This is a genomic window from Spirochaetia bacterium (assembly GCA_022482625.1).
In the GTDB taxonomy this organism is placed as follows: Bacteria; Spirochaetota; Spirochaetia; order Sphaerochaetales; family Sphaerochaetaceae; genus Pleomorphochaeta.
This window is the reverse complement of sequence record JAKVOU010000001.1, coordinates 2,351,659-2,377,552: the sequence shown is the minus strand read 5'-3', so window position 1 is coordinate 2,377,552 and position 25,894 is coordinate 2,351,659. Positions and strand designations below refer to the sequence as shown.

20 protein-coding genes are annotated in these 25,894 nt (G+C 39.1%); 2 read left to right on the top strand and 18 right to left on the bottom strand.

Features of this window, described 5'->3' with window-relative positions:
* The first annotated feature begins 10 nt into the window (after positions 1-10).
* Both LKE40_10830 and LKE40_10825 read left to right on the top strand, forming a co-directional pair.
* Positions 11-886 carry a carbohydrate ABC transporter permease gene (locus tag LKE40_10830; GenBank protein MCH3917922.1) on the top strand — a complete coding sequence of 292 codons (876 nt, stop codon included), beginning with the start codon at positions 11-13 and terminating at the stop codon, positions 884-886.
* Between the two features lie 134 nt (positions 887-1,020).
* A complete protein-coding gene (locus LKE40_10825; protein MCH3917921.1) occupies positions 1,021-1,605 on the top strand; it encodes a GNAT family N-acetyltransferase in 585 nt (194 codons plus the stop codon).
* Positions 1,606-1,704: 99 nt separating this feature from the next.
* On the opposite strand, the gene LKE40_10820 is transcribed toward LKE40_10825, so the two are convergent.
* The 18 genes from LKE40_10820 to LKE40_10735 all read right to left on the bottom strand — a co-directional run bounded on the left by LKE40_10820 (position 1,705) and on the right by LKE40_10735 (position 25,854).
* A complete protein-coding gene (locus LKE40_10820) occupies positions 1,705-2,520 on the bottom strand; it encodes an inositol monophosphatase (GenBank protein MCH3917920.1) in 816 nt (271 codons plus the stop codon).
* A 121-nt stretch (positions 2,521-2,641) separates the two neighbouring features.
* Positions 2,642-2,785 carry an AraC family transcriptional regulator gene (locus LKE40_10815; GenBank protein MCH3917919.1) on the bottom strand — a complete coding sequence of 48 codons (144 nt, stop codon included), beginning with the start codon at positions 2,783-2,785 and terminating at the stop codon, positions 2,642-2,644.
* A 33-nt stretch (positions 2,786-2,818) separates the two neighbouring features.
* Positions 2,819-4,450: a DNA cytosine methyltransferase gene (locus LKE40_10810; protein ID MCH3917918.1), complete on the bottom strand. Its 1,632-nt coding sequence runs from the start codon at positions 4,448-4,450 to the stop codon at positions 2,819-2,821.
* Positions 4,447-6,525, bottom strand: a complete 2,079-nt coding sequence (locus LKE40_10805; protein MCH3917917.1) for an AIPR family protein — start codon at positions 6,523-6,525, stop codon at positions 4,447-4,449. Before LKE40_10805 ends, LKE40_10810 begins: the two co-directional genes overlap by 4 nt.
* Before the next feature lie 5 nt (positions 6,526-6,530).
* A complete protein-coding gene (locus LKE40_10800) occupies positions 6,531-7,472 on the bottom strand; it encodes a PD-(D/E)XK motif protein (protein MCH3917916.1) in 942 nt (313 codons plus the stop codon).
* Complete coding sequence (locus LKE40_10795; protein MCH3917915.1) at positions 7,469-10,237, bottom strand: Z1 domain-containing protein; 2,769 nt, start codon at positions 10,235-10,237, stop codon at positions 7,469-7,471. Before LKE40_10795 ends, LKE40_10800 begins: the two co-directional genes overlap by 4 nt.
* A 7-nt stretch (positions 10,238-10,244) precedes the next feature.
* The gene (locus LKE40_10790; protein MCH3917914.1) at positions 10,245-11,699 is read right to left on the bottom strand and encodes an ATP-binding protein; all 1,455 of its coding nucleotides are present in this window, start codon (positions 11,697-11,699) and stop codon (positions 10,245-10,247) included.
* Positions 11,700-11,982: 283 nt separating this feature from the next.
* A complete protein-coding gene (locus tag LKE40_10785) occupies positions 11,983-12,711 on the bottom strand; it encodes a helix-turn-helix domain-containing protein (GenBank protein ID MCH3917913.1) in 729 nt (242 codons plus the stop codon).
* Entirely contained in the window at positions 12,708-14,414 is a 1,707-nt protein-coding gene (locus tag LKE40_10780) for a sensor histidine kinase (protein ID MCH3917912.1), read from the bottom strand. The genes LKE40_10785 and LKE40_10780 overlap by 4 nt, the downstream gene beginning before the upstream one ends.
* Positions 14,415-14,768: 354 nt before the next feature.
* Positions 14,769-15,731 (bottom strand): D-2-hydroxyacid dehydrogenase, encoded by a 963-nt coding sequence (locus tag LKE40_10775; GenBank protein ID MCH3917911.1) that lies wholly within the window; start codon positions 15,729-15,731, stop codon positions 14,769-14,771.
* Between the two features lie 48 nt (positions 15,732-15,779).
* A complete protein-coding gene (locus tag LKE40_10770) occupies positions 15,780-16,748 on the bottom strand; it encodes a bile acid:sodium symporter family protein (GenBank protein ID MCH3917910.1) in 969 nt (322 codons plus the stop codon).
* A gap of 133 nt (positions 16,749-16,881) precedes the next feature.
* Positions 16,882-18,162 (bottom strand): nickel-dependent lactate racemase, encoded by a 1,281-nt coding sequence (gene larA / locus LKE40_10765; GenBank protein ID MCH3917909.1) that lies wholly within the window; start codon positions 18,160-18,162, stop codon positions 16,882-16,884.
* Positions 18,163-18,265: 103 nt separating this feature from the next.
* Entirely contained in the window at positions 18,266-19,552 is a 1,287-nt protein-coding gene (locus tag LKE40_10760; protein MCH3917908.1) for an iron-containing alcohol dehydrogenase, read from the bottom strand.
* Between the two features lie 79 nt (positions 19,553-19,631).
* Positions 19,632-20,393 (bottom strand): aldolase/citrate lyase family protein, encoded by a 762-nt coding sequence (locus LKE40_10755; protein MCH3917907.1) that lies wholly within the window; start codon positions 20,391-20,393, stop codon positions 19,632-19,634.
* An 11-nt stretch (positions 20,394-20,404) separates the two neighbouring features.
* Complete coding sequence (locus LKE40_10750) at positions 20,405-22,420, bottom strand: transketolase (GenBank protein ID MCH3917906.1); 2,016 nt, start codon at positions 22,418-22,420, stop codon at positions 20,405-20,407.
* Between the two features lie 351 nt (positions 22,421-22,771).
* A complete protein-coding gene (locus tag LKE40_10745; protein MCH3917905.1) occupies positions 22,772-24,256 on the bottom strand; it encodes a tripartite tricarboxylate transporter permease in 1,485 nt (494 codons plus the stop codon).
* A 1-nt stretch (position 24,257) separates the two neighbouring features.
* Complete coding sequence (locus LKE40_10740) at positions 24,258-24,755, bottom strand: tripartite tricarboxylate transporter TctB family protein (protein MCH3917904.1); 498 nt, start codon at positions 24,753-24,755, stop codon at positions 24,258-24,260.
* Positions 24,756-24,858: 103 nt separating this feature from the next.
* Positions 24,859-25,854, bottom strand: coding sequence for a tripartite tricarboxylate transporter substrate binding protein (locus tag LKE40_10735; GenBank protein ID MCH3917903.1), 996 nt, complete (start codon positions 25,852-25,854; stop codon positions 24,859-24,861).
* Positions 25,855-25,894 lie beyond the last annotated feature (40 nt).

Genomic DNA, 25,894 nt, shown 5'->3' with positions numbered 1-25,894 from the left:
GAAGATACACATGCAAGATAAAACAAATACAAAATCATTGTTTGATATTTTGATCTGGATATTCCTGATTGCAGTCCTCTGCTTTACCATTGTCCCGATTCTGTTCATGATTACAGCTTCCTTCATGGATGAAAAGCAGATCCTCGCCATGCCATATACCTGGATCCCCTCGAAAGCCTACTTCACGACATCTACCCGTACGTATTTCTCAAACTTCATCAAGGCAATATTGGGCAATAACGGAGATGCCGTCTTTATCAGGAATATCATAAACTCCCTGATTGTTGCCACTACGGTTGCCATTACTACGGTACTTCTTGCCTCCTTGTGCGGCTACGGTCTGGCAAAATTCAAATTCCGTGGACGCAATGCCATATTCATGTCGATAATGGCAACCATGATGATTCCTTTCGAAGCAATCATGATACCACTGTATATGGTCACTGCATCCCTCAGGATGATGAATACCTACCGTGGCCTTATCGTTCCTTTTCTGGTAAGTGCCTTCGGGGTTTTCCAGATGAGGCAATATCTCCTCACTTTCCCTGATGAATTCCTGGACGCTTCAAGGGTAGACGGACTGAGTGAATTCAAGATTTACCTGAAAATCGTCCTGCCGAACTGCATGCCGGTCATCTCGACCCTCGGTATCCTTTCATTCAGGAACCAATGGGACAACCTGCTCTGGCCTTTGCTTGTCACTCAAAAAGAAACCATGAAGACCATCCCTCTGTATATCTCGAAATTCAGCGAAGAAAAGCAGACCGATGAAGGAGCCATGATGGCCTGTGCCCTCTTGGCTTCCATTCCCATGTTCATGCTGTTCGGTTTCCTTTCAAAGTACTTCCTTGGTGGAGCCGCAGTCTATGAATCAAGAAAAGGATGACTGGAACTTTCTGGAAAGATAAAAACAAACTTTGCGTTGAACGGTAAGCGGATGAATTTGCTTCTGACAATTCATCCGCTTGCTTATGACCTTGAGTGGTCAGTAGATGTATGTTATAACTCCTTGCATATGGAATGGCAACAAGCAAGATCCATACGCAAAGGACAGATATGGTCGAGACACAGACAGTAAAATTTGATATGTATGAGATGTCCTACAAAGGTGGCAACATATTATCAGATCTCTCGCTTGTTCCTTTTGAAGAACAATATTACGAGCAATACAAGAACTTGATCAACAGCTGTTTCTATGAAATGCGAAAAGCACTCAACATTCAGCCCTATGGGAAATTCTGTGAAAGCCTTGAAGAGTTGAAAGAGCAAAAGAAAGATATTTTCCTGCTTTTCGATGACGAAAAGGTCATCTGTACAGTCTCATGCCTTGGAAATGAAATAGGAAGTCTGGCAGTAGACTTGGCATATCAAAGACAAGGCTATGGACGAAAGCTCATGGAATTCGCCCTCAGCCATATGCAATCACGTGGTGATTCTCCAATAAAGCTGACCGTTACGAAATGGAACAGACATGCAATCGCACTCTATGAAAGACTTGGGTTCGAAATTACTAAAGAGACAACCATCAAAGGTATCAGCACCAAGGATGCAGATGGCAACTGGCATTTTGCATTCACGTCAACCGGAGATCTGCAGGTACGATAATACATACTGAGACTCCCCTTCCTTCACAGTGTTCTCTTTCTTGTTTTCTGCTCAGGAAGGAAGTTTTTATATAGGCACAATGTCATTATCAGAAAACGATCAAGAGCCTTTCCTGTTTTGATAAGGAATGTCGAATCCCTTGAAGACTTCAAGTACCTGCCCGTGCAAAAGGCCATTGGAAACAAGGGGAAAATTCGGAAGATGTTCAGTTTTCCCAGACATGTCCGTAACCTTTGCCCCGGCCTCTTCTGCGATGAGCAGCGCAGCTGCCACATCATAGAGATTGACATTCATCTCCCAGCAGACGTCCAATTTGCCACAGGCAACAAAGCTGATGTCCGTTGCAATGGAACCGAGTCTCCTGATGCCTTGGACCTTCGGTGCCATCCTGTCAAAAAGAGGCAATCCGTTTTCTTTCCATCCTGAACGGATACAGCAGAACCCAGTGCAGGCAACAGCCTGTGACAGCAGGGCAACCGTACTCGGGCTAATCGGCTTGCCATTCATGGTCGCACCACTTCCTTTCATTGCAAAGAATGACAAACCATACGCAGGACATGTTACTATGCCGACAATGGTCTGTCCCTTATATTGCAAGGCAATGGAAACAGCCCAATGGAACTGCCCATGGAAAAAAGAAACTGTCCCGTCAATCGGATCGATGACCCATCTGTAATCATCTCCTGCAGTCATGCCACCTTCTTCTCCGTAGATAGCATGTGTCGGATATCGCTTGCCGATAGCTTCTCTGATATACTTCTCGACAGCCTCATCAGCTTCAGTGACGATATCAAGTCCACTGCCTTTTCCCTTTGCCTTTACCTTGTCGAGACTTTTCCAATACGAAAGTGCAAGAGCTCCGGCATCAGCAGCAAGTTGCTGTACAAAATCTCCATATGCTTCAATTTCCATCATCCATTGACCTTCCCCGATTTCCTATCTTGAATCCGTAGGTAAACCTACAGCCACCATGATAGAGATAAAGCAATGAAATTGCACCCATAGCTACGATTTTTCCAAAGAAAAACAAACAGTCTTACAGATTTTCCCTATATTTCGTCGGGGTCATGCCGATATAGCGTTTGAAAATCTTGGTATAGTACCCCTGCGAGACAAAACCACAGGCAGAAGCAATATCGGTTATCCTATTGTTCGGATCAGCCATAAGGGAAATGCTCATATTGATCCTATAGAAAGTACAGTAGAGTACCTCTCATTTAGTAGTTTCCTTTTTATCTAGATATTTACATAAATGTTCTGCAATAGCTTTTGCTAGCATTGGAGGTACCGCATTTCCAACTTGTTGATATTGTGCATCTTTTGTTCCACAAAATACAAAACTATCAGGAAAAGTTTGTAAACGTGCAGCTTCTCGGACACTCAGGGCTCGATGCCTAATTGGATGAATCCACATTGATTTTCGCACATTAACTACCGTACCAGAAGGTTCATCATACTTTAACCTTAGGTAGATAGTATTTTGTGTGCGTTCAATATTGGAGTAAGTAGTCTTGAGCTCCGATGGCAAACTATGAAAATTTTCTCCTTGTTTAATAAACTTAAAACGTTTTAAAGCTTCTGGAGTTGTTGCAGTTGAAACATGGTTAAAAAGTACAGGTGAATCACGAAGACGTATCCCAAGCTCACTAATATTTTGGGGAGCCTTTGGTAAAAGCTTTCCTGTCGCATCATCTGAAATATGTACAACCGTTTCAATGTCTTCCAAATCACCTATAGCATCTCTAACTGTGTTATAATTTGCCTCAGAAAATGTACCAACAGGAAGTGTCACATTCTTACTAATTGTTTTTTTTATTCCCATTAGAATAAAGCGTTTTCTTTTCTGTGGTACTCCAAAAGTGACAGCCGGCAATATTCCAGAAGTTAGCTTATAACCGCCGCTATTATCCCCCAAAATAGATTCAATATAATCAATAACTGCCATAGATGTAACATGAGCAACAAGCCCCGTTTCTAATGAAAAACAGTCAACTTTAATATGATTATCAAGTAATTCCTTTGCTTTGGACAACATCCTTTGAAACAGAATTGATGGTTTAATCATCTTACAAAGTTTTTCAGCATCATCACACGTAGTCTCAAAACTGAAATATTCTTGTATAGCAACTCCAGCCTCATAGGAATATTTCAAGATTGGATTCACATCGCCATCTAAAGAAGTTAAAATATGTGAAAAGGCAAGAAGTTCTGTTTTATGTCTCTCAAGAGTGATACGTAATTTTTTAGGATTATTTCTTGTTTTATATGCTACATTTAAAGACAAATAGTCATGTTCGCTCCATATGTAATTTATTATATTATCTATATTTGTAACAATTTCAACAATTCCGGGAAAAACAAATTCAGCATCTAAAAGTTTAATTTCTGAAGGAATCGTTTTAATCTGATACTTCTTTATAATTTCATCATCACCTTCTTCGACAAAAAAACGATGAACATCAGACTTTAACATACTTACATTTTCCATCACAAATGCCATTGGATTAAGATGAAGTATAGCCTTAACATATTGTTTTACAAGCGAATTGTTTTGGTTGATTGCATGATTTTTCTGCCTGTTGGCATTTGAAAATCCCTGACAAGGAGGTCCGCCAATAACAACATCCACCTTACCCAATTTAGTCATTACTTCATCTTTGAATATATCAACAACATCATTATAAATCAGAGCATCGTTATGATTTAGTCTATAAGTTTGCTGAGCTTTTTTATTTTTTTCAAATGCTGCCTTTATAAAAAATCTGCCTGTTTGCAAAAATCCACAACTAAGGCCTCCCGCACCAGCAAACAAATCAACGACACTATATTGGTGTTTAAAACTCATAATTTGAATCCTTCAAGTTGTAATCTATCGAGCAAGGAAATCAATTTCTTACATTGAATAGAATTGGGAACTTTTCCCGGCTTAGAAGCAATTCGTAATGCTACCTTTTCCTCAGTAGTGAGCATATGTTTAGAATCTGCAAAATTCAAAACACTTTGCCATTGTGTTTTTGTTATAGTTATCACTTTAGTTTGTATTTCTAAATCAGAATCTATCCGTTGTGTTTTTTTTGCCTGCTGAACAGCAATTTTCTGTTCTTCTATACTAATAAGATTCTCTTTAATTCCCAAAGGCAAAATATAATTAATTGATTTAACGTTTTCCCAACAAGCTTCTCTTTTGCACCATTGCGTTACATTTTCAACTTGGCGAGTAGGATCAGTTAATTTGTAATAAACCTGCTTAGATAACTCTGTTAAAGACATCTCTACAGCCTCTGGTATACTTTGTTGCATCCAAATTTTCATCAAATCCAAATCCATTCCCTCAAATTGTTTCTTAATTAAATAATGTAAAAGAGCAATGGTATATGTTACAATATTTGCTCTATACCCATTTGCATACCATGGTTGATTTGAGACCAGTACTTCACTATATCTAAACAATAAGACCAGCGCAACACTTTCCTTAAAGTATTTTTCGTTATAGACAGAGCCATTGTTTGAAGCGTCCCAATTATTGCCAATCGTGTCAGCAAACACCGAAAAACTTTTTTGTGAGCCTTTACTTACTATATGAGGAATTTCTTGCCATGTATTTTGAACCTTTGCTAAATCCGTTTTTGTAATAAGTTGCCTCTTCGGATTTTGTAACAAAAACTTCTTTTTTTCACCAGGCGTCATTCGCATCTGTTTTTGAAGATATTGCCCACGAGCGCGCTCATAAAACCAACGAGTCTCATGTTGCGCCCCGTTAACTGCTCTTGCATATAGTCGTTGTGAAAATCTTTCCATACGAACATGAAAAGGATGTGTTGAGAAAAAATCAGCGTCACTAACTTTATTCTGACTATTTGATGAACGAGAAATGTTCTGAACAAGTTCTGTTGCATCCTGTTCTGAAGTATGTTCAATAACAGTAAGTTTCATTTGTACATAAATTAAATCTAAGTTTACTTTGTCCTTGTATTTGAATCTCGCACTAGAAAGCGATGCAGTAGTTTGTCCTCCATTAATTATTTGAAAATCTTTTGCAGAAACAAGAAAATTATTCTCAATCTGAACATCCATGGCTGTTACGGAAATACCATTATTATATGCAAAGAAACGTTCAGGAGAATTTAAAATGGTCTTACGAATTTTCTTATTTACAGCAACTTTTGTTGAAAGAAAAGAACGTACATTCCCTTCAAGTAAACTACTACCATACTTATCATAAATATTAGCTAAAAGAGTACCTGGCATGACACACAAATAACTTTTAAAATCTTCTGTTTCTGTATTACTTGCCTCCATACAGGGAATTCCTTTACCTGAATATTCTTTGAAATTTATTTCTATAATATTTCGTCCTGTATCTGAACCACAAACTTTAAACAATCTATCGATATCCCAGATTTGACACTCAGAAGGAATTCCATCAATATCTGAGGATTCAATAGTAGAAATTGCCTGACTTATCGGAGCTGTAGTAAAGATAAAAAATTGATACTTACGTATTTTATTACGCTCTTCACGTAATAAATCTACCAAATCCGAGCAAGATCTGCTCATGTCCATTTCAAGATAATGAGGAAAATTCAATGCATTCTCTAAAAAAGCAACCAGTTTTGATTGCAATTGTTTTACTTTCGTCTTTGTAAGCGTTACTATATTTTCAGAAATATCATAATCTGCAATTACTAAACTAAGTGTTTTAGTCAATTCATCATCATAGGCATAGCCATCTACCCTTATTTTTTTATTATTTTTCCCGGTCCCCTCAAAGTAAGCAGGAACAAAGTCTACAAGCAACTCTGATTCTGTAAGATAATCAGCAAATGAATTAACAAATGATGCAGTTGACCCTTCTCCACTAATTTCTGCTTCAGCTTTGATATCCTCTAAAAAGTCTTCTCGAAATTCTTTAGAATCCATAATGTTTACCTCTTCAGCCAGTTTTCCAATGCAGGTAAACTTAATTCATAATGCAAGGATTCAATTTGTGACGGAACTTTTCTCCTTAACATTCTAGGAAAAGTGTCATTGACATCATATCGTTGAATTTTAGAGCAATAATATTTCTGCATAGAATACTCTTTCAAATCAATATACCCATAATTACTTAATTTTAAATGAAACAAATCAAAAGCTTCAGGAATATCTGATAATAAGCAATCAATTTTACTCACTGCATCATTTAAAGAAATTGCACCCATTTTTTCAGGCGCAGACTTATCAATCCTCATTACAACAAGTTCTCCAGTATTTTGAGTATCAAGTTGTTCTAAGGAAGAAATGGTTATACTAGTTGCTGCCAAATCGATACTTTTTATTTCATACCAAACATCTTCAAAAATAAAGTCTTGGTCTGCACCATTTGGACCAACCCATCCCTGTATTGTTTTTAATATGGAACCACTTGATTTAATTCGTTCTTGTATAAATAAGAGTTCTCCTAATAATCCTTTACGGCATTTTTCATCCATAAAGGAAAGTTTTTCTGCTTCCAGTAAACAGCTCCATTGCTTATAACGTCTCACAACAAGGTTCAGTGCGCTTTTTTCATCAGTAGCTTTTCTAGAATACTCAATAATATCCGCACAAAAAGTTGCAAACACTTCATTCTGTTCATTATGAAGTAATTCAAACGATAAAACATTCCGATTATCTGTCTCCCGTTTACGACGGGTAACTAGAATTGATTTCGAAGATTTAATTTCATCGCTTTCAATAGAACCAATAAGTAACAAAGTTTTTTGTTTTCTTGATTGGTACCCAACAAACCACTCGAGAGGATGTATAACATCAATTTGCAAATACCCTCCATCTTTGTATGTTATACTTTTCCATTCATTTTGGAGAAATGTTGAAGTTATTATCATTCATCATTCTCCTCATCTGCATTATAGTAATTATTAAGTTCAACAAGATTGACTACATAGTTCGCCGTTTTTTCTTCTTCTCCAGTAAAAGGAAAACCGACTCCCAGTGCATAAAGATAATTTGGAACCTGGCATCCCTCTTCAATCTGCGATTTTATATTTCCTGTTTTTTCATCAATTGTTGTTCTATCGACAGATATAACATGCAACATCAGCAAAGGTGGACGATCCTTAATTAAATATGCACTATCTGGAACATGTTTTTTCCCTGGATGCAATTGTTTAAATTTTTCTTCAGCTTGTTCTCTTTGCTTTTTAGAAAGTCCTAGCCTAGCAGCACCACCCGTACCAACACGTACCTTGGTACCACTGATACTAATCTGTGAAGAAGTAGCAATAATTGTACGTTTCTCCGGCTTAATATTCAGGATTTTATCACCACAAGATAATTCAAAATTATCATCTGACCCTTCCGCAATAACTACATCCCAAAGGACATTATCCATATTGAGTCTAATATATTCTGCCAACGCAGGACCTTGAAATGACAAATGCCATAAATGTGTTTTGAACTCACATAGAAGCTGAGCAACATCTTCTTTGTCAATTCCCTCCCAGTAGAACCGAGCATTTTCTTTTATACATCTATGTCCGATATCATCCAATTGGTGGACAAAATTTTTAAATACACTTTCATTGTCCTCTAAAGATTGTTTATCTGCTTTTAATCGTGGCGTTTCAAGCAAACGGCCAGAAACAGTCACAGGGCGACTAATCATAGTCGCTGTTCGCATTTTGTTCCGTGCAGTTGCAATTAAAGAAGAAGGATCTTGGCGGACTTTCAAACCGAATTCCTTTGGTGTAAGATTAGCATTTCTCATACTGGCAATTTCAAATTTAAGCTCTTCTGATGCACTTGTAATAAAACCATACCAATCTATTGCTTCAGAACAAATCCAAATTTTAAACAAGTCTTCATAACCTGGACGATACCCAAACCACCGTCCCATTTGAAGTAATGTATCATACATCAAAGTCTTGCGATAAAAATAACTGACACATAACCCTTCAAGTGTTAAACCTCTCGATAAACTATTACCACCTATAGCAATTACACGTAAGCCATCCTCCCGGTGGTTAAAATAATCCAGACTTGTTGATCCACTTGATTGATTAACAGAACGTATTTCTACCGGTGCTACCGCCTTATATAGATAGATTGATAAGAATTCATGCCAAGAAATTATGTTGCCATCATTTTCATTAACTTTTTCATTTAGTTGATATTTCGTCCAGACTGTTTTAAGAAATTTTATATTTGGTATCATGTAGCTTTTTTCTTCAGCTAAACAGGAATAATTTTGTAAATCAGAACGTATTTGCGATAACCACTCCATAGCTAAATCACGAATTTGATTCTGAACATTTGTAAATCTACTTATATGAATCATCATAGATCGATGAGTTTTATTATCTCCTCGTAAATCTCGTATTCCATTTACTAACAAAAAATAGGCCATTGCTTCTTTTAAACTTGGAGGCAAATCTGGTACTTGATAATTTTTTGTGTGTTTAATCGGAAAAAAAGCATTGATTTCCTCAGGATATATTGGTTCAAGACAACTCTTGTATGGGGCATCATCACCAAAAATATCCGTAGCGCCAATATAATTTGTAGGAGGAGCTAATGAATAAATAAAATCACGGGGAAATAAATCATCCCCTATCATATCATCCTGTGTTTCAGGATTAATAAAAATATTCGCATAAGGAGTAGCCGTTATACCTAAATATGAAGCCTGTTTAAATAAACTAAGAAGGGTTCGAATTGCCTTATTGATAGCAGTAGGATCCCCTCCTGTCTGTTTTGTATTAACAGAAGCATTATCTGCTTCATCATCAATCAGCAGAAGAGGCAAATTTATTTTCTGGCCATTGATAACATTGTTAGTTTTAAACCATCGAATTAAATTATTTAAAATCCTTTTATTCTTTTTTACAACAAACAATACAGGATCATGAACACTAAGTAATGAGAGATTTTGGCTTTTAAGAATATTAATATTAAAATCTTTTACAACAGAAGTAAAAGAAGCAATCCTTTTTTCAGAACCATATCGTCCAACGCCAAACGAACAGTTAAGTATTTTTTTTTGCGGATCAAGAAAATATTCACTCTTACGTCCTGAAAACTCTGTATCTAAGCGCCCTTGTGTTTGTTGACGTAGATTCTCCATCATACCAGCAAGCACAATTATTATTCGATACCCAGTATCAGCAGCTTTGTTACAAATTGCAGTATAATTTGCAGTTTTACCTGATTGAACGTCACCTAAGACAAGACCTCGCCGTTGAAATGCATCTTGAGATTGCGGATCTCCCAAAAGGTCTACAATTTCATCAGAAACTCTTCCCAATGCACCGATAATCCGTGGATTCCATTTTTTTACTTCACCGAGATAAGTTTCATATCGCTTCCAAAAGAAAAAATCAAGCTCAGAACGGCGAGAAGGTAACCATGAATGATGGGCTTGGTCTTTATTTTTTATCGCAATACCAATATCCATCTTAACAACTATATTTGCCTTTAATTTTCGCCTTAATTCATTAAATTCAATATCTGAAACATGACATACAGAATCAAGCGATTGACGCAACAGAGAAACTATAACATCAAATTCTTCTTCACTAGGTGGTACTTCCGGAAAATTAGAATTTATGTGAGCAGAAATTATCGTTTCTAATTGTGCTATAGGCGTTTCCATTTTATATTCAACTCCTTTGAAGTTTTTTAATTATTTCTGGATACTTATCAAATGGATCTGATTTTGATAATTGTTTAAGCAGTTCTTCTTTTTTAAACTGCGTCAACTGCTCCTCAAGTAAATCTTGCAACATATTTTCAATAGTCTGTGCGTTTGTCTCAGCTTCATTGTCAAGCGTTTTTTCTGTAGTCAAATCAAGATAAAGATTATTAAATGGAATGTTATCCTCAATTATTTTCAGTAACATTTCAACATTATGTTTTATTTGTGGAGAGCTTTCAAATAGAACTTTTATTATGGGATGGTCACGATTAATAACATAATATACTCCCCCTTGACGTCCTTTGAGTCTTTGCCAAATGTGAACTACAGATTCATTTGTTTCTTTCTTGCCTCTACAAACCCATGTTTGTTTACTATGTTCAGCCATACGTTCAATAATAGATTTTAGATTTTTTCGAACTATTTCAGGAGGCATTGCTGTAGATTTCTTAATATCGAGCGTCCAGAGATTATCTAAATCATTTGAAATATCAACTTGGATACGGGCTAATTTAGATAATTCGCCTTTGCGCATCATATGAAACCATGTTCCCCAAACTAAAAGACGTTTATTCCTATATACATAAAATCCCTGGCTTTTCCGTAATCCATCTTTTCCTCCAAGCATTTTAAGTTCATCAGAGGAAAGCATAGATATATGAGGTAAAATATAAGGTCTGACTGTAACTTTTGATTTTCCGATACATAAAATCTCATCAGCCATAACCTGAGTATGTCGATTCTGCAAAAATGGATCGACATATTCTATAGGAATATTATTCATTTTTATTTCAAGCTTTTGCAAACCTTTTTCCCCACTTAAATATCTATGAAAAACTAGGGAAAGATGGCTACGAACATTATCCATTTTTGATCCAAACGAAAGATTAAAATTTGACTCACCATTCTTTAATCTATCAAGATTTTGCCATACCACTAATGTTCCATGTTCCAAATTGGATAAGTTGGTAATTTGGGGAATATCATTAAGTTCTTCTTCGGTTTCAAGAACAATAAGAGACCATGCCTCAGTTTTTATTACATGGTCAATATCCCATCGGCGAGCTTCTATTTTATTATTCTTTTTACTCACAACTGTCAAAATTCGACATTGGGAAAGAGAAGCCGTTTTTAACCCCAATCCAAAACGACCTAAGTCTGTCGGTGCCCGCTTAACATTTGGGTTCTGACTACCATATCGCATTGCAGCTTCAAGTTCAAAAGCATCCATACCATTCCCATCATCAAGAATTGTTATATATGGATCATTATAAGGTAAGTATCCTATTTCAACATGTGAAGCAGTAGCAGTAACACTATTATCAATAATATCTGCAATCGCCGATTCCAGTGTATATCCAACAGCGCGTATAGACTCAATAAGTGTAGGAGCATATGGCGAAATAGTAATTGACCTCAAAGCATTTTTTCTCCTATATGTCTATTTCAATCATAATTATGACTTGTTATAATTATCCAAATTGAAAAAAGAAACACATTAAACCAGTTTACAACTTGATAGATTATATCATATTTACCTTACAATACCATCTTTTTCTTAGTATTCATAGAAAATTTAAACACAAATAATTTGTTAAATTCCAGAAAAAGACATACACAGATACTCATACGGAATATCTAATTCTATAATTAATAACAAACTATTCCGATGTTACGATTTTTCCAAAGAAAAACAAACAGTCTTACAGATTTTCCCTATATTTCGTCGGGGTCATGCCGATATAGCGTTTGAAAATCTTGGTATAGTACCCCTGCGAGACAAAACCACAGGCAGAAGCAATATCGGTTATCCTGTTGTTCGGATCAGCCATAAGGGAAATGCTCATATTGATCCTATAGGAATTAAGATAGGCAAGGAAATTGATTCCTGCAGATTCCTTGAATGCCCTTGAAAGATGCACCTCACTGATGCCCAGTGCCGTCGCGGTCTCATGCAAGCCGATCTGTGCTCCGTAGTTTTTGTCAATGAAAGCAATGGCTTCCCTGATAAGATAGCTACTGACATCTTTTTTCAAGGGAATAGCCTCAATCTGCCGCACATGCCGATCCGCAAGATCAGCAATGATCTTACGCAAGGCATCTTCAAGTTCCTTGTCATCGACCGGCTTCAGCAAGTAATCCTCCACACCGATGAGAATTGCTTCCTTCATATAACGGTAATCACTGAAACCGGAAACAATCAGCACACGCAGATTCTCAAAAGGTTTGACCATATCCAAGCCATTCTGCCCTGGCAGCTGGATATCTGTCACGACGATATCAGGAGAAAGCTGTTCAATCAACCTTCTTCCTTCAATCCCATCCCTTGCTGTTCCGACAACCTCAAGGCCCAGACCGGCCCAGTCAAAAGCCTGTTCAAGTTCCTTGAGTTCAATTTCTTCATCTTCGACAAGCACTACGGTATGTTTCATGACAATACCTCCCTGAAGGTAGATCTGAGCGGCAGAAGTATCGTAGAAACCGTTCCTCCTTCACGTCCTTTGGTCACAGAAAAATCCATATCAGTTCCATAGTTCAGTATCAACCGCCGGTAGATATTGTAAAGTCCGACATGCGACGAGCCTTTGAATTTTGCAAAATCTTCGGCATATAGATTTCTGTCGATACCGATGCCATTATCTGCAACACAGATTTCAAGCATCTTTCCTTCATGTACTTCACGGCAGCTGATCCTCAGTTCCCACTCCCCGGTCTTTGGCTCCAGACCATGTTTCAATGCATTTTCAACCAACGGTTGGATAATAAGCTTCGGAATCCTCAATTCCAAGACTTTTTCTTCAATATCTTCATATACCTTCAGTTTTGTTCCGAACCTGATTTTCTGTATGGCAAGATAATCACGGACAAGGTCCATGCTTGCTTCTACCGTACTGTCTGCATTGGTATCATAGAGATTGTCCCTAAGCAAATTTCCAAGTTTGATACTGATCTCATATATCTCATCCTGTCCGTTGATCTTGGCCAAGGCTTTGATGGTATTGAGCGTATTGAAAAGAAAATGAGGATTGAGCTGTGCTGCAAGATTTTTCCTTTCAGCTTCCAACGTTCTCTTGTCATCTTCCTGAATGCGTTGCAGCAACTGGACAAGTTTGATGACCATGTTGTTGAAACTGTCATTCAGTTGGTTGATTTCCTCAATTTGGTTTTCCTTGATACGGATCGTCAGATTGCCTTCTTCGACATAATGCATGCTTTTTATTACTTCATGAATCGGTTCCGTCAACCGTTTTGCAAAGTAGTATGCCAAAACCAGAGACAGACAGAAACCAATGACCAAGGAAGCCAGAAGCATGCTTACGATTACTTCCATGTTCCGGCTGTACTGCCCGATCCTTATGGCCCCCACAAGAAAAAGCTGTGTGCCGGTCAGTCGTCTGAAAGACAGTACATAGTTCTTTGTCCTGAATATGCCTTCCTGCATCTTACCCTTCGGACGTTCAGCCAGACTGGGAAAATTCGTATAATCTCCGTATTTTGAAAGATCCAATACCGATGCAGCAAAGAATTGTTCGGGATTGACCAATAACTCTTCGTCAAAGATAGGTTTTTTGCTCCGCAAGGCATCAAGAAGTTCAGCATAGATATCAACGATTACATAGCCGAGATTGTTGTCATCAGCATCAAATACATTCCTGGTAAATGACATGCATACCTGATCCCCGATTTCATTGGTGTATCTGTTCTGAATAGAAAGTTCCGTGGATGGCCCAGGTACATTCCATGTAATGGGATTGGTCATGTCAGACTCACCGGTCGACAGACGTGGGTCATAACGTTTGGGAAAAAGATGGGTAGACAGCTGGACCTCCCCATCGCTGCTTACAATATGTGCCGAAGCCTTGTAGGTGTCCCCTTTCATTATGGAAAAGACATCAGTATAAATAGTCTTGACCAGAGAGGGATCACGTTTTTCCTTCGGAAGCTGCAATAGCTTGATCAAGTTCGGATCTGTTGAAATTGCATAGGCCTTATGCCGATATTGGGAAACAAGCTGTTCCATGGCCGCAGTATCCACATCCAGTGCCAAGGCAGCCTCACGCTCAAGCTGTTTCAAGACTTCCATCTTGCTCACAGGGATGATCAGGAAGACAAAGAACCCTAAGGGAATCAGCATTATGGCAAGGAAATTCAAAAGAATCTGTACAAATAGTTTTTTTCTCCGAAACATTTTATAATCATATCATCAAATGTCGGAAAAACAAATATATCCAACAGCTTCGGGAAACAAAAAAACCAATATATATGGCCATGGATGCTAACAGAAAGATTTCAAAGCAACAGGAATATGACTGAACCACAATGCATAAAATAAAAGAAACTCGTTGTCCCCCGCATGTAAGGCCTTTCTGTACCATCAACTCTAGGAAACAACGATTCAAATAAATATAAATCAGCCTAATAAAGGCCTATCAAAAAGTAACTCATTATTACAAATAAAATAAGAATTGATAAACTGATATTTATGCTATCAAAAGGACCTAACGGCATTAACAGTTTTTCCATTGATGTAACTTCGGAGATTATTTACAGCAACATCCATAAGCCGTTGTCTTGATTCCTTCGGCGACCATGCTATATGTGGAGTAACCAAACAATTAGGATGGGTAGACAACCTGTTATGTCCAGAGGGTGGCTCTATGCACAAGACATCAAGCCCGGCTCCTGCCAGTTTTCCTTCTTCAAGTGCATCATAGAGAGCATCCTCATCGATCAGAGGGCCTCTGGATGTATTGATCAGATATGCACCGTCTTTCATAAGGGAAATTGTTTCCTTGTTGATCATACCGATATTTTCTTTTGACAATGGACAATGCAGGGAAACTACATCAGATTCAGAGAACAAATCTTTCAAGGAGACATAGGTTATGCCTTCATTTTTCCACTCTTCATTTATTAATTTATCATATGCAAGTACTTTCATTCCAAAACCCTGTGCAATTTTGGCTGTAGCATATCCGATTCGTCCCATACCTACAATTCCCATTACCTTCCCATACAATTCTTTACTCGGATAATCCCAAAAACAGAAATCCTTGCAAGTTGCCCAGGCCCCGTCAGCAACACGTTGGGCATGGTGACCGACATGATGGCACAGCTCAAGCAACAAGGCAAATACAAACTGCGAGACAGCACTAGTCCCATACGATGGGACATTTGTCACAATAATCCCATGTCTGGCTGCAGCAACAACATCCACGATATCATATCCTGTAGCAAGTACACCGATATATTGCAGATTAGGACAAGCAGCAAAAACGTCCTCTCCCAAAGAGGTTTTATTTGTAAAAACATATGCTGCATTACCGATTCTATCGATAATTTGAAAAGATTCAGTTCGATCGTATACACACAATTCCCCGATTTTTTCAAGTTCTTTCCAACTTAAGTCGCCAGGATTTAACGTATAACCATCTAATACCACTATTTTCATTTCTTATTCTCCTTCCTATGCCATAAGGAAACACAGGTTATTCTTTCTTCAGGCCTTATTGACCTGATATTCTTTTTCTCTACCTAAAAGAACCGAACCAAAAACAGCTGCCATAGCCTGTTGAAACAAAATCCCAATAATAAGTGGAATTGCTGTACGTGGGCTAAAATAGGCAATTGCCAATACCAATGCAGCACTGATATTTCGCATACCGGTCGAAAACATCAGTGAAACCTGACATCCTCCATCACCACCAGCAAACCGAGCAGCAAAAAAACCCCCGATAAAACCTATACCACTGAGAAATATCGCTAACAGCCCGGATTGAAGATATACCAATTCAAAAGAGCCGATAGAACTTTTGATCTTGGCTATATTTACAATAATGACAAGGAGCAAAGCAAACTTGGACAGAGGCTTACATATCGGTGACAAATGTCTTGGTAAACGTCCATTGCTCAATTCGTTAAGGCAAATGCCTAATATGGAGGGAATCACAATCATCAAAAGCAATGATATGAACATAGACATCACTGGGAGATGTACTACATGACCTCGGTACAACTGAATAAGGAAAGGAGTCGCCACCGGTGCTACCAAAGTACCCAGGAGAATCAACGTAATGGAAAGGGACATATTACCCTTATATATATCAGTCCAAATAGAAGAAGATACCGCAATAGGAGTCGAATATAACAGCACCAAACCTGTGATAATCTGTGCATCACCCGGGAACAATAAAGATGATATCCCCCATGCCAACAAAGGTTGCACACCAAGAAAAACTATAAAAAAAACCAAAATATATTTAGGAGTCCGAACTGTCGATAGAAAATCATCCACTTTCATGTTCAATGTACTGGAAAATGTCATGAATGCAAAAAGCGGGACAGCAAGATAGGAATAGACAGCGACTTTGTCGCCAAGCAAAAAACCAATAGCAATACCTGCCAATGTAAGACAGGGCATTGCCTTTTCAATCATTCGATTTATAGCCAAAAGGAAATCTTCATTCATACCAAACAACCTTGATTGATTACACATGCCCCTATGTCGACGATATTTTCCATCATACACGGCCATGGACAGAACCATATATCTGAAACAAAATCATATATTATATGGAAAAATATAAAGTACAGCAAAAAGATCAAAACACTTTATCAACGATAATCGATACCCCATCCGGTATTATCGTAACTGAAGGAGTGCTGTTACCAATTATTTTTGCTGCAAGGCAAAGTGCTTCACCTATATCATGAGCCGGAATCATATGTAAATCCCGAACGATAGTATCATTTATACTGCTTATGAAAATCACTGTCGCTTTTTGAAGGACACGGATAAATACCTGACTCTGCCACTGGTCGGGTACGGTTTCATTCTTGTTCCTTGATAAAAACAAACATCTGGTCTTTTCAATATCAGGCTCATCTGCCATTTGATGAAAAAAAGCTTCACCGCCTATTCCATCATCAGCTTTGGCCACCATGATGATGACACCACCTTCACGTACCGTCGCTTCAGCAGCTGTCATTCCCTTGACAGCTTGATACACATTTTGATCAAGGGGATACCCTCCATTGGTTGAAACAACTATATCAGCAGGAATCGGATTAACCCTACTTAATCCATCTAGAAAATGACATCCGGCTTCATGGGCTGCTATTGTATCTCCTGCAGTTGCAAAGACAATATGTTTTTCAGCATCAAGTACAACATTAACAATGAAAGACAAACCAGCTTGTCGTGCAGCCCATACCATGTCCTTGTGTATTGGATTTTCATCCAATATCCCGGTCCGTGCATGGTCGTCTGCAATGAATTCACTACAATGATTGGCCAATACTGTCTTACGGCTTGCAATGCCAGGTAAAACAGATTTCCGTCCACCGGAATACCCTGCAAAGAAATGAGGTTCAATAAAACCTTCTGCAACCAACAAATCTGCCTTCTGAGCCAAACCATTGACCAGACATTCACCACCACTGGGTAGTGTTCCTATATGGACCATATTAGATTGGTCCGTACAGTCATGCATTACTATATCTTCTGTTTCAACGATTTCTTTTCCAAATTTCAATTCTAGTTCTTGTTCAGTCATACCCCGATGGCATCCTGTAGCAATTAGTATAGTAACATGAACATGCGGATTCCCCCTTCTTATCTCACGAAGCATGCGAGGTACGATGATTCGACTGGGAACAGGCCGGGTATGATCACTGGCAATCAATACTACCTCATGCTTCCCTCTTGCAAGATCAGCCAAAGGTTTTGAACAGACAGGATGAAGCAACGCATTTTCAACCAATGTCTCACCATCCGCCAGTGGAACATATGCATGTAAACCAGATTCCATAATACCTTTTACCTGCCGTTTATCAATTTCCATCATCAGAGAACTTTTACCATAGGGTAAATTGATGTTCATGTTACCTCCTCAAAGTCAATGCAGAACATAACAGATATGCAAACAAATGCCATTTCACCAACACATGAATATTTTGCTACAAAACGAAAGTATAGACCTTCCGCTATCTTCGCATCGGCATTTCCTTGATAAGTGACAGATTCCCATCCACAGCTGCATATAATACGGGGGCCATATACACATCAACATCCTCTGAATTCATTGGAATAGGCATATTCTGTAATTTCATCTTCAGTTGAGGATCTTTTGCTGCAATCAATGCACGTTTGATATAGTCATCGGAAAAACCGGGCAGCTCCCCAAGAGTCGTCGGAGCTTGAATTGATTTTCCGAAAGCAATCATCGCCTTGGCCACAGCAATTGCCAGTTCACGCCCTTCAGCTCCATCAATTGAAGAATCAATATAGCCATATTTGCTAAACACTTTTCCAATTACTTTAAGCTGAGGTTGGATAGCAGGAGAATAAAGAATCGCATAATATGGATTCATTATGCCACAAGCTGTTCCGTGACCGACCAGATCAACCAAGGAAAAACTAGTCAGATGCGCTCCTGATGTACCACCTATCATTATGGCATATCCTCCCAGATCCGTAGCCAACCCTACTGCTTCACGGGCTTCGATATCATCAAGATTACTTACCAGTCTCGTTGCATATTCAGCACATAGACTGATAGCTGTAGTTGCCAGTTCTTCAGCAAGACCATACGATGACCCTTTCGCCCCACAAAAGACCTCAAACGTATGCGCAATTGCATCCAAAGCACCATCAATGGTTACCTTCAAAGGCATGGTCCTTGTTAATGCATAATCAAATACTGCAGATACTGGTACGATTGCATCATCTACAATCAGCTTCTTTTGTCCTGCCACTGGATCTGTAATATTTGCATATTTTGTCAAATGTGCTCCTGATGAAGCTGAAGTCTGGACAGCAATCACAGGCACCAGGCTACATCCTGTTTCATGCAAATCGGAAGAAACGACGCCAGTACCGAAATAATGATCAATCTCCGGGGTTACTTTCCGACCCAAGGATGCCAAGACACTTGCACATTTGCATGCATCAATAGAGGAACCTCCGCCTACGACCAATATTGAATCAGGTTTAAACTCCAAAATATATGTTACCAACCGAAACACATCCTCCCGAGGTGCATTCGGTCTGGCAGCTGGAGCAACTGTACAAATTGTAATATCCTCAGCTGCAAGAGAATTCCGAATTTCAGCCATATAAGGTTTCATTGATGTTTCATTGACTACCAATAATGTCGACCTTCCATATTTCTTTGCTACGGCACCAAGCTTTCCAATAACCCCAAGACCATGTATGTAGGAATTTCCACGCCAAGCAACCAATAAATCATAAGCTTTCTTTTTCATATCCATTGTCATCATCTCCTCGTTCACTGAATCCTGAGGACAGAAACAGTGTCATTATAAGACAAGCCTGTCCCCAGGCATCAATTCACTTCTTTTCTTTCAAATCAACAATCGTCTGCATACCATTGCTCAACCAATTGATATCCATGGAACACATCTTCAATTTCAGTCCATATGGCATCCAGTATTCCAGTAATTTTGCATTTGTATGAAATCCAAATATCTTCCCATGTTTCTTACAGGCTTCTGATACTTTCTTGATTGCATCAACCATACAAGGATTCATGAAATCGCCAGGCATACCCATGGAATTTGACAAATCAGCTGGTCCGACAAGACAAGCATCAATTCCTGGTGTAGCTGCAATTTCATCGATTTCTTCAATTGCTTCTTTCAATTCAATCTGGGCAATAGCTAAAGTCCGTTCGTTTTCTTCTTCCATGAATTGGGCCGAATTTCCATTGACATTCCTATACTCCGTATGGGCACTGTTACTTCCGAATCCCCTGACTCCAAGTGGTGGATATTTCGCCCAACCTGCAAAACGTCTGGCATCTTCGCCGTTCCTAATCATAGGAACCATAACCCCAGAAACACCACAGTCGAAAGCTCTCGAAACATAACTTTTAGCTAATTCAGGAACTCTAACAAAACAATCAAGCTTGGTTGCACGTGCAAGTGTCGCTGCATCGCTGATTGTCTCAAAAGAATAGTTACTATGTTCCATATCGAACATAACAAAATCCAATCCGGCATTTTTCGCTATTGTAATGACAGCAGGGTTCCGAACAAGACGAATCATTGTCCCCACAGCATCTTTTCCTTCGCGCAATTCTTTTATTGACATACTTATTTCTCCTAAAAATTATGTTTTTGATCATTCAAGGCTTCTCCAAGTTGATTACTTAGAATCTGCAATCTGAGCTTCCTTGTTGTAATAAAGCTTTTCATGGATTCGAAAATCCATTTAGGTGTCATATGTGCATCATCAAGAACTTCTTCAAGAGTACCCCCACTTCTCCATTTTTCATCATAATCACTTGACAATGCATAGAAATCACTTAGACTGTTGAAACTCCAGTCCATCATGCTTCTGCGACTTTGTGTCGTTATGAATGTTGAATTCATTTTATCTGCAGCAGTAACGACTGTTGATTGATATATCTCGTCCTGTAATCCAAAAAGTTCTGTACTGGTAACACAGACAATTTTGATATTCAACTTTGCCCTATCAATTTCTGATAGTAAAGTTATTATCGAAGCGACAGCACTTTGTCCTTGGACATAGAATGTACCTTCCTGGGGATGTTCCTTGTCATAATCCCTCAATATATAAGCTCCTCGAGCAGCTTCATAATGTGAAGGAATTCCCAGCGCTTTTCTGTCAGGAATTTCAACCGATGAACGTGACACATGAAGAACAATCAAGGGAATATCGCAACAAAATGCCGCTCCAAGTAGTACTGGGACTTCATTATATTCCCATGGATAGAGATTTATAACACTTCCCCGAGGAAAACACTGCATGATCATAGGAGAAAAAATCCCAAAATGCGTTCGACTATCATCTGCTGTTTCTGGACCGGTGTGAGATCCTACCCACATGAATTTTCCACTTTTCCGATCAGTATCCTGATTGAATTGACTAAACAAGCGCAAAGGACCATATGCCAAGTATGAAAAGGAATCATAAGAAGAAGAAACTCCATAGAATCCATCAAATTCCTTCTTGCTGTCCTTAGCTAGGTTAAGGGTAGCGACAGCACTTAGCATACCAGCATTAGAAAATTCTGTAATTTCTGAAGGAGCTAGGATCCCTTCATCGTTACCGACACGGTTATACCATCCATACCCTTTGATACCATTAAATCCCTGTGCAAAACCTCCCAAACCGGTCGATTCGGCAAGATCTGCTGAAGCTGCTAAAAACATCGGGCGATCATAGTTTTTTCGACATAAACTATTGATAAAAGCCCCCCAACGACTCAATGCAACACGGGGTGAAACTTTTTCTCCACTTGCTTTCCATAACTCAGATGGATAATCGGTAAAATTCCAAAATCTAGAATCAGCAAATGGATTGCCATAGCGTTCCAACTTAAAACCATCGATAGACTCTGGGACAGAATCACCTATTTCTATCAGACGGTCAGCAAGAGTAAGACACAATGACTTATCTTTTCCCAAAGCTTCTGCTACAGCTTTTAAGTTATCATGAAATTCCCTGTGTTTTATTTGAGGATCAGAACTGCAGGCACCATCGACATTGACAAAGTCAACCTCATATTCAGCACTGAACCTTTTTTCAAGTTCCCAAAATTCAGGACTATTGATTGGATGAGGCGTCCCATGAGAAACATTGTCGAATGTTCCATATCCATTTCCTTTTCTGGTTCTGGCCCATAACATCGAAGGCCGTGCATCTACTTTATCCGTAACAACAAGTTCTTGCAAACCTCGGAATAATTGAGAAAAATTCGTTCCATCCTCAACAGGAACGACTTTCCAGCCATGACTGGAAAACCATATATCCGGAGTACCAAAGACAACATCACTTGTCTTATGGGAATCAATACCATAATCATTCCAATCAACCAAAAAATGGAGATTATCCAAGGCCATACCCCAAGCAGAATTCAATGTTTCATGTGTCGCACCAGGAGTCAGACCCCCTTCACCTTCCAATAAAAACACACGTACTTCTCCAGCCCCTGCTCTCTTCAAAGCAAAGGCAAGGCCCGCAGCAGCCGGAGTACCATGAGCCGAAGCGCCGGTATTTGTGGCTAGAATTGAAGTTTTTCCATATGCCTCAGCATGTCCAGAAAGACCGCCAAGCCTACGAAAAGAAACAAGATCCTCCCAGAAAAGAAGCATGTTCCTATCATCTTTGAATGCATAACGTTTGGATCCGGTTTCTTCATAAGCCACTCGCATGGTTTGATTCAATACTGCCAACGTAGCATAAACCAAAGGAACGGTATGCCCACAACCAAGTACAAAACGATCCCGGAATCTTTTCTGACTATCCCTGATATCCCAGCGGAAATTTCCACTCAACAGCAAACTCAAGAACAACTCGGCCTTTGAATGAGACCCCCCAGGATGACCACTTTGGCGATAGTTGAGTGGTATATCAATGAATTGATATATAAAATCCACCGTCTTTTTCAAAATATCGGAATCAATCCGATTCTGCATGCTTTCTCTCATATCCATTATCCAATGCTATATAGCTTTCTTGTTTTTTTTGACTGATTTTACGATTGACCAAATGATAATCAGACAGGTCAACATAAGTATGGTTCCTGATATCGGAGAAGTAATAAACGGAACAAAACTACCCTTACTTCGCATCAGTCCACGACGCAATTCACGTTCAATCATCGGCCCCAATATGAACCCTAATAAGAAGGGAGTCGAAGGAATTTTGAATTTCTTCATGGCAAAACCGACTACACCAAAAAAGACCATTGTCCAGACATCAAACATCCTGTTATTAAGCCCGTATGAACCTATTACACATAATGCTAATATAACAGGTAATAATATTTTCTTCGGTACACGAAGGATTTTTACAAAGGCTTTCATACCGAACAGCTCAGTCACCAACATAAAAATATTAGCAAAGAACAAAGCTGTAAAAATAGCATAGACCAACTTTCCATTCGATTGGAACAGCAATGGACCAGGAGTAATCCCCTGCACCATAAAACCAGCAAGGATAATTGCCGTTGTATTATCACCAGGAATACCCAAGGTTAACAAAGGAATCATTGCACCACCTGTCGAGGCATTGTTTGAAGTTTCCGAAGCAACAATTCCATCAATGATTCCTGTACCGAATTTTTCAGGATAAGAAGAATGTCCTTTTGCAATCCCATAAGACACGACACCACTTATCGAAGCCCCTAAGCCTGGAAGTATCCCGATACCCGTACCAATCAAGGCAGAACGTAGACAATTCACTTTCTGAGATAAGAATTCCTTGGTCGAAATTCCAAAACCATGCATCGCCAGGTTTTTCTGCGCAGTTATTTTTGTACAACCACCTTCTTCTGCCGCTACCAATAACTGGGAAACAGCAAACAACCCGATGAGTGTCGGCAATAAGCTTATTCCCCCCATCAATTGGCTAAAGCCGAAAGTAAAACGAGGATATCCCGTTATGGGGGCAAGTCCGACAAACGTACACATAAAGCCGAACAGACAGCTCAATACCCCTTTTATCAACGAATCTCCAGAAATACTTGATACCAATGTAAGGCTGATAAGTCCAAGAGAAAAATATTCATATGATGCAAAGTTCAAGGTTACCTTTGCAAGCAACGGAGAAATAAAATATAAAACAAGGAGACTCAAGAATCCCCCGATGAAGGAAAACAGAACGCCGGTTCCGATTGCCTTACCTGCCTCACCTCTTTCTGCCATAGGCTTCCCATCCAAACATGTACAGATAGAAGCAGGCGTTCCTGGTATATTCAACAAAATTGCAGATATCAATCCACCGGAAGTTCCGCCGATATAAAGTCCCATTAAGAGTGCAAGTGCAGGAACAGGTTGCATCATAAAAGTCACAGGCAAAAACAAAGCAACACCCATGGTTACAGTAATCCCTGGAATAGACCCAAAGATAATACCCAGTACTGTGCCACCAAGAATCAACAATAATACATATGGATTCAATACCGAAATAATTCCTTGTAATACCATATCATCCTCCAATCTCAGCGAAACAACCGAGAGGAAGCATAATTCCAAAAACATGTACAAACAGCATATAAGCTATAACAGATGTAAGTACTGAAATTGCAAAATCCTTCAATCGGGTCTTATGGTCACTGTCACAGGCTAAAAGTTGCATCTGAAAATAGATATAACCTATTGAGCTAAGTAAGAAACCAAAAATAGAAATCAAAATGAGATAGGCAACCAGCAGGCCGACCGTCATCCAGACATATCGACCCCTTCCCGTAAAATCAGAAACTACTTGAGTACAGCACTGATTTTTATCGACCTGTTTGCCCATACCTGTTTTTCGTTGTACCAATAGGACGATTCCCATGGCAAATATTCCAAGTGAAATCAATTTCGGGAAAAAAGCAGCACCGACTCCAACGGCAGCTTTATCGTGTATATTTAAGCTCAACAGGAACAAAACAATGCCTACTGCGAGGCTAAATATACCTAATATTTTATTTTTATTTTCCATAGAACACCACATCTACTTCCAGAAACTTAAAGCTTCTATCAAACATATACCATTGTCGAAAACAGTCCGTTCCCAACAATGGATCTTTATTCCTGATTCTTTTTTATTTTCCAGATGTCCTGAACAAATCTTGGTATTTCAAAAAATAATCATAGGTTTCCTGAGCGTGTTTACTCGCTTCTTCCGGCCCCATATATGTCGGTGTCAAGTAATGCTTCGCAACTTCAGCTTTGAAATCTGGATCTTCTACGACTTTCTTAATAGCAGCAGAAAATTTATCTATGATTGCCTTTGGCGTTCCTTTAGGCATAGCAAAGAAGAAGAATTTATTGAAATCCAATGGATAACCCTGTTCTGCAGTTGTCGGAATATCAGGAATCAATGGATTTCTTTCAGGAGAGGTCAAACCTAACATTATGAAATCCCCGTTTTTGAAATAGTCCTGGGTCAATCCATATTGTGTATTGATTACATCCGTTTTACGGGCCTTCAAGGCAACAGTCTTAGCCGCATTTGCCCCGACATCAACCAAATTAAGGTCTATCTTGGCAGTATCTTCAATTGCAAGGCCAACCAATTCTGGATATCCACCGGTCATCATCCCGAACTCAACTTCGCCGGGATGGGCCTTAGCATAAGAAACAAACCCCTTCATATCAGAGAAAGGCATTCCTGGGTGTGTTGCAAGAACTGTTGTGTTATCTACCAATCCGATTCCGACCATATCAAAAGCATCAATACCGTAATCGACGAGACCTGCAATTTTTGGAATCATGGCCTCGCCATGATAAAACAAAACTGTATAGCCATCAGGCTTTGCATCAAGGACCCGTTGCATACCAATGGTGCCACCGCCACCTTTCACATTCACGACAGCAAGTGTCTGCCCCAGTTCTTTTTCCAAATACTGAGAGAAAATCCTAGCATTTGTATCTGTATCACCACCAGCTCCAACAGGAATGATTACCTGTATAGTTCGGGTAGGATATCCAGTTCCAAGATTTTCCTTGGATTCCTGCTGTCCTGATGCACTTATGACCGACAAGGCACAAACCATCATTACGGTCATGAGCGACAATACCTTACTCATACCCTTCATTCTTAATCCTCCGTTTATATTCACGAAACTTTTTCTACAA

What these genes read in the sequence shown, in the direction of transcription:
- LKE40_10770 (MCH3917910.1), bottom strand. Translation starts at nt 16,748, where the DNA reads ATGAATGAAGATTTCCTTTTGGCTATAAATCGAATGATTGAAAAGGCA.
- LKE40_10735 (MCH3917903.1), bottom strand. Translation starts at nt 25,854, where the DNA reads ATGAAGGGTATGAGTAAGGTATTGTCGCTCATGACCGTAATGATGGTT.
- LKE40_10780 (MCH3917912.1), bottom strand. Translation starts at nt 14,414, where the DNA reads ATGCTGATTCCCTTAGGGTTCTTTGTCTTCCTGATCATCCCTGTGAGC.
- LKE40_10825 (MCH3917921.1), top strand. Translation starts at nt 1,021, where the DNA reads ATGGCAACAAGCAAGATCCATACGCAAAGGACAGATATGGTCGAGACA.
- LKE40_10740 (MCH3917904.1), bottom strand. Translation starts at nt 24,755, where the DNA reads ATGGAAAATAAAAATAAAATATTAGGTATATTTAGCCTCGCAGTAGGC.
- LKE40_10800 (MCH3917916.1), bottom strand. Translation starts at nt 7,472, where the DNA reads ATGATAATAACTTCAACATTTCTCCAAAATGAATGGAAAAGTATAACA.
- LKE40_10775 (MCH3917911.1), bottom strand. Translation starts at nt 15,731, where the DNA reads ATGAAAATAGTGGTATTAGATGGTTATACGTTAAATCCTGGCGACTTA.
- LKE40_10745 (MCH3917905.1), bottom strand. Translation starts at nt 24,256, where the DNA reads ATGGTATTACAAGGAATTATTTCGGTATTGAATCCATATGTATTATTG.
- LKE40_10755 (MCH3917907.1), bottom strand. Translation starts at nt 20,393, where the DNA reads ATGTCAATAAAAGAATTGCGCGAAGGAAAAGATGCTGTGGGGACAATG.
- LKE40_10830 (MCH3917922.1), top strand. Translation starts at nt 11, where the DNA reads ATGCAAGATAAAACAAATACAAAATCATTGTTTGATATTTTGATCTGG.
- LKE40_10805 (MCH3917917.1), bottom strand. Translation starts at nt 6,525, where the DNA reads ATGGATTCTAAAGAATTTCGAGAAGACTTTTTAGAGGATATCAAAGCT.
- LKE40_10760 (MCH3917908.1), bottom strand. Translation starts at nt 19,552, where the DNA reads ATGGATATGAAAAAGAAAGCTTATGATTTATTGGTTGCTTGGCGTGGA.
- LKE40_10785 (MCH3917913.1), bottom strand. Translation starts at nt 12,711, where the DNA reads ATGAAACATACCGTAGTGCTTGTCGAAGATGAAGAAATTGAACTCAAG.
- LKE40_10810 (MCH3917918.1), bottom strand. Translation starts at nt 4,450, where the DNA reads ATGAGTTTTAAACACCAATATAGTGTCGTTGATTTGTTTGCTGGTGCG.
- LKE40_10815 (MCH3917919.1), bottom strand. Translation starts at nt 2,785, where the DNA reads ATGAGCATTTCCCTTATGGCTGATCCGAACAATAGGATAACCGATATT.
- LKE40_10750 (MCH3917906.1), bottom strand. Translation starts at nt 22,420, where the DNA reads ATGCTTCTTTTCTGGGAGGATCTTGTTTCTTTTCGTAGGCTTGGCGGT.
- LKE40_10820 (MCH3917920.1), bottom strand. Translation starts at nt 2,520, where the DNA reads ATGATGGAAATTGAAGCATATGGAGATTTTGTACAGCAACTTGCTGCT.
- LKE40_10795 (MCH3917915.1), bottom strand. Translation starts at nt 10,237, where the DNA reads ATGGAAACGCCTATAGCACAATTAGAAACGATAATTTCTGCTCACATA.
- larA (MCH3917909.1), bottom strand. Translation starts at nt 18,162, where the DNA reads ATGAACATCAATTTACCCTATGGTAAAAGTTCTCTGATGATGGAAATT.